The organism is Bradyrhizobium sp. (assembly GCF_019242285.1).
GTDB lineage: Bacteria > Pseudomonadota > Alphaproteobacteria > Rhizobiales > Xanthobacteraceae > Bradyrhizobium.
On the sequence record NZ_JAFAVV010000885.1, the window covers coordinates 1 to 4,505 of the forward strand.

Annotated in this window: 4 protein-coding genes and 1 pseudogene; all 5 read left to right on the plus strand. The window is 59.1% G+C overall.

Translation table 11 applies throughout. The features are described 5' to 3' along the window. Positions 1-70: 70 nt before the first annotated feature. Entirely contained in the window at positions 71-775 is a 705-nt protein-coding gene (locus JOY90_RS36425; RefSeq protein ID WP_291695921.1) for a GntR family transcriptional regulator, read from the plus strand. 352 nt (positions 776-1,127) lie between these two features. After that, entirely contained in the window at positions 1,128-2,492 is a 1,365-nt protein-coding gene (locus JOY90_RS36430; protein ID WP_291695922.1) for an integrase family protein, read from the plus strand. 715 nt (positions 2,493-3,207) lie between these two features. After that, positions 3,208-3,549, plus strand: coding sequence for a DUF262 domain-containing protein (locus JOY90_RS40290; RefSeq protein WP_367277039.1), 342 nt, complete (start codon positions 3,208-3,210; stop codon positions 3,547-3,549). Further along, positions 3,531-3,860 (plus strand): hypothetical protein, encoded by a 330-nt coding sequence (locus JOY90_RS36435; protein WP_291695923.1) that lies wholly within the window; start codon positions 3,531-3,533, stop codon positions 3,858-3,860. The genes JOY90_RS40290 and JOY90_RS36435 overlap by 19 nt, the downstream gene beginning before the upstream one ends. A gap of 50 nt (positions 3,861-3,910) precedes the next feature. Continuing rightward, positions 3,911-4,505: pseudogene (locus tag JOY90_RS36440) on the plus strand (hypothetical protein); the annotation flags it as partial.

A 4,505-nucleotide genomic window follows, 5' to 3' on the forward strand; every position in this document is an offset into this window, starting at 1 on the left:
TTCTATCCTCAATTTGCGGATTCCAGGATGGTTCGGCACGACGGCCTGCAGATGACGACGGACTAGCGACATGGTTTTTCAGACCAAACAAGACCATGTTGCGGAAATCCTGCGTGAGCGCATCATCGCCGGAATCTATGGGCGCGGGGAAAAGCTGAAGCAGGCGGACATCGCCAATGAGCTCGGCGTTTCGATCACGCCCGTCCGCGAAGCGCTGCAACTCTTGGAAGCCGAAGGCTTTGTTCTGGGGCTTGCCCACAAGGGCGTATTGGTGCCTCCCTTCGAACCGGGCAACGCGCGTGAAATCTACGAACTTCGCCTGACGCTCGAACGCGAGCTCACACATCATGCGCTCAAGCTCATGACGCGAGAGAAGCTGGCGGAGTTGAAGCGCGTGCAATCTCTGCTCACCCTCGCGCTCAAAGCCCGCGATCTCAAAGAGATCAGGACAGAGAACTATCGTTTCCACTTCAAGCTTTACGAACTCGCCCAGCGTCCGCAGACATTGCAGTTCGTCCGCGTGCTCTGGGCCAAATATCCCTTTACCAATCAGGACAAGGACTACGCCCGCAACGAGCGCATGCGGGGCGAGCACGAACATTTCCTGAAGAAGGCGAGCGAGGGCGACGTTCGGGGCGCGGTCGAGGCCATGGTCAGCCATATCGAGAGCGGTTGGCTGCAACTCATGGCCAATCAGGCGGCCCCCTCCAAACCGCGTCGCGCGGCATCGCGTCACGTCAGCGACAAGCGGTCTGCCGAGGCGAAAGCAAGGTAGTGGGGCGCTTGCGCCGCGTGGGAAGCAGCGGCTGCCGGAATTGTGGCAGCCGTCCGAGACTTGCACCAGATAAATCTGAACTCGGAAACATCCCAGGCGGTGCCGACGCTCCGCTTGAAATGGTGGGCGCACAAGGGATCGAACCTTGGACCTCTCCCGTGTGAAGGAAGAACCACGGCTCCAAGGCGGCCATAGCAGACCATACGCTGAATCGAAAAAACCCTTGCAACGCAAGGATTTCCTGCAATATTTGACCTCAGTCGGCCACACGCGGCCATAGGTCAAAATCTGTGCCCCCGCTGTGCCCCGAGGCCAATTCTCCCCTGGGGCACAGAATCGCGGGAAAGATTTCATGTCTCACCCCGACAAGGGAAAAGATCTCAGGTCCGAATCGCAACAGCGATTCGTCAAGCTCACCGACGCCGCCGTTGAGCGCGTCGAGCTGCCGGCCGGCAAATCGCAGGTCTACCTCTACGACAGCGAACAGCCGGGGCTTGCGCTCAGAGTCCGCGCCAGCGGCGGCAAGAGCTGGGTCTATCTGTTTACCAAACCGGGTGTCGATGGCACGCAGCGCAAGACGCTGGGCGCCTGGCCGAGGTTCAAGGAAAAGGACGCGCGCGCCGCCGCCAAGATCGCGACCGGTGATCTCGTGCGCACGGGCGACCCGAACGCCGCCAAGCGCGAAGCCAAACAGCAACAGCTGGCCGCAAAAGAGCGGAAGACGCTGGGCGAGCTGATCGAGGCGAAGGGGCCGTATGAGAGGGCGCTGCTGCAGCGCGGAATCGTGAACTGGCAGGTTGCACTGTCGGCGATGCGGCGCGGTCTGGCCGGGCATCTGACCAAGGACATCAGATCGCTGACGCGCCGGCAGATCGTCGCGGACGCGGATAGGATCGCCGCCACCGGCAAGCGCGGCGCCGCCGACGATATGCGCAAGCACACCCACACCTTTCTGGAATGGTGCGTGAGCCGAGGCTTTGTCGATACCAACGTTCTCGCCGGCTATCGAAATCCAAAGCAGACTCGCGCAGAGCGGGTCGGGCGCCGACAGAAGGGTCGCGCGCTCACCGACGACGAAGTGATCAAGGTCTGGAAGGCGGCGGGTAAGCTCGGCGCGTTTGGACAGCTGACGCGGCTGTGCCTGCTCGGTGGTCCGCGCCGCAGCGAGCCGACGATGCAGGAATGGTCGAGGCATGTCTTAGACGACCGCGTCACCTTCGACGAGGCCTGGACCAAGATGGGTCTACACCACGACGTGCCGCGCACGCAGCTGATCGATGAGGTGCTGGCGGCGGTGAAACATTTTCAGCGCGCTACTTCCGACTATGTGTTCCCGTCGCCAAAGACCGGGGGGCAGATGTCGGGCTTCACCAAGATGGTTGGGCGCCTGATCAAGGAAGCCGAGGTCGCCAGATTCACTATGCATGATCTGCGGCGCACACTGCGCACCATCATGTCACGCTGCGGTTACGACAACGAAATCCAGCGGCTATGTGTCGGGCAAAAGCCCCGCGGAATCGACCAGGTCTACAATCACGACGAACAGTGGATTATCCGCAAGATGGCCTTCGAAGCGGCTCATGACTATATCGCGGAGTTGGTCGGCGCGAAACGGGTCGGCAAGGTCGTGCGCTTGCAGCGGACGAATCCGCTGGACCCAATCAAGGCCGAGTTGCTTGGCCGTCTCCGCGAGCACTATGCGGCCGGGACGGCTTAAGAGTCTTATCGCGCCCCGCCAGATAGTCGCGCACTGCATCGACACGATAGAGCGGGCGGCCGTCGACGTAACGCCATTTAAGGGGATGGTTCGGATCTCGCCGCCACTGTTCCAGCGCTCCAGGTGTGCGCCGGATGATCGCGGCCGTCTCTAATATCGTCAAATTAGAGCTACCCGGCAGCGTATCGATATCGAACGTTGCGGGCGGCGGCACGCCACGGTTCTTGCGACCGCGCTTTGTCGCACGCGGCACTCTGCTGCAACCTGCCGACGCAAATGCCTCGATCCGAGTCTTTTCGTCGTTGCCGGGCATGCCTTCCGTCCGAACCAGGATCGGTCTGAGGCAATAAGATCGTAGGCTTCTCCAGCAAGAAAGAAATCAACTGCGCAGGTATGGTTACTGGGTAGCTGTGGCGTACAAATAGGACGAACCGCTTCGAGCGGCCTAGGAAGTGCTCGGGAGCGCTTTTCGCTTTCATTCCAACCTTCGGCCTCATAACCTGAACGTCCCAAGTTCAAATCTTGCCTTCGCAACCAAGTTCTAAGCCCTTGAGGACGTGCCAGGCGGCGCCATTCTCTCAGCCCTCTCGTTCGAAAACAATTGGTTGTGGTCAATTTCATTCGCCGAGAAATTTTTTTAACCGTCGGTTGATCGCTTATCAAATTCGCAGGTCCTCCTCCGACTTTAGCATCGTATCAGTGCGTCACAATTGGCTTGACCTTTCCGGTTGCCGCCTCTCGAATTGACTACCTCGGAGGGAAGTCCATAAAATCAGAAACCATTGCGATCCAGCAGGTATTTCAAGATCGCAGGCAGTACCGCGTCCCATTTTACCAAAGAGCCTATGTGTGGACCAAAGAAGAGCAATGGGAGCCTCTTTGGAACGATGTGGCGGAAAAAGCAGAAGCGCGGGGAAACGGAGAAAACCCGCCGCCGCACTTTCTTGGAGCCATCGTCCTTGAGCCTCAACACCGCGCACAGGGCTACGGGGAGTCGAGACCTATCACATCATCGACGGGCAGCAGCGCCTCACGACTTTGCAGTACTTCCTCGTAGCGTTGGCTATGGCCGCGCGAGAAGGCGGCCATTCGTCCCTCCTGCCACACGTCGAAAGCTGCCTGTGGAATCTAAGCCCCGAGACCATGGTCAACCCTGAAATTGAGCGTTTCAAAGTCTGGCCAACCTTCCGCGATCGTGAGCCCTTTCGTGCGGCAATGTCAGCCGAGGGTCGCGAGGGCCTTCGTGAAGAGTTCCCGGCGAACTTAACCAAAAACGACAGTTTGCGTCGCGTCGGCGTTGAACATCCCCATGACCGCATCGACGAGTGGCTTGGCGAGGCGGAGGGCGATGAGCGCGGACTGAATTAGAGCAACTCGCCAGCGCGCTTCTTCGTGATCTACGGCTCGTCTCGATTTCATTGGACGAGAACGACGACGCCCAGGTCATTTTCGAGACTTTGAACGGACGCGGCGCCGAGCTTCACGCAACCGACCTCATCCGCAACTTCATCTTTATGCGGGCCGATCGCGAAGCGGCCGACAGCGCAACACTCTACGACACGTTATGGAGCCCTTTTGAAAGCGGCTTCTGGACGGAAGAGCAACGACGAGGCCGTCTCAGGAAACCACGCCTTGAATGGTTCATGCAGAGCGCGCTTCAGGCTGAGCTCGGCGATACCGTCGATATCAGCAAGCTTTACGCCGAGTATACGAAATTCGGATTGACGCAAGGCATGCTCGCCGAAAAGCAATTAAACCTGCTGACGCGGTACGCGGGGGTCTATCAGCAATTCAGCTCGGGTGCCGGCGTTTCTCCGATTGCGCGATTTGGGAAATGGCTCGCCCCCTGGGATGTTTCGCCCACGCACGCTCTGGCCCTACGGGTCGCCACTAGCGGCCTGTCCGACGATGAGCAAACGACGATCTTCGACACCATCATGCCTTATCTTACTCGCCGCGCGCTCTGCGATCTTACGACGAAAAATTATAACAATGTGTTCTTTCAGCTTCTGA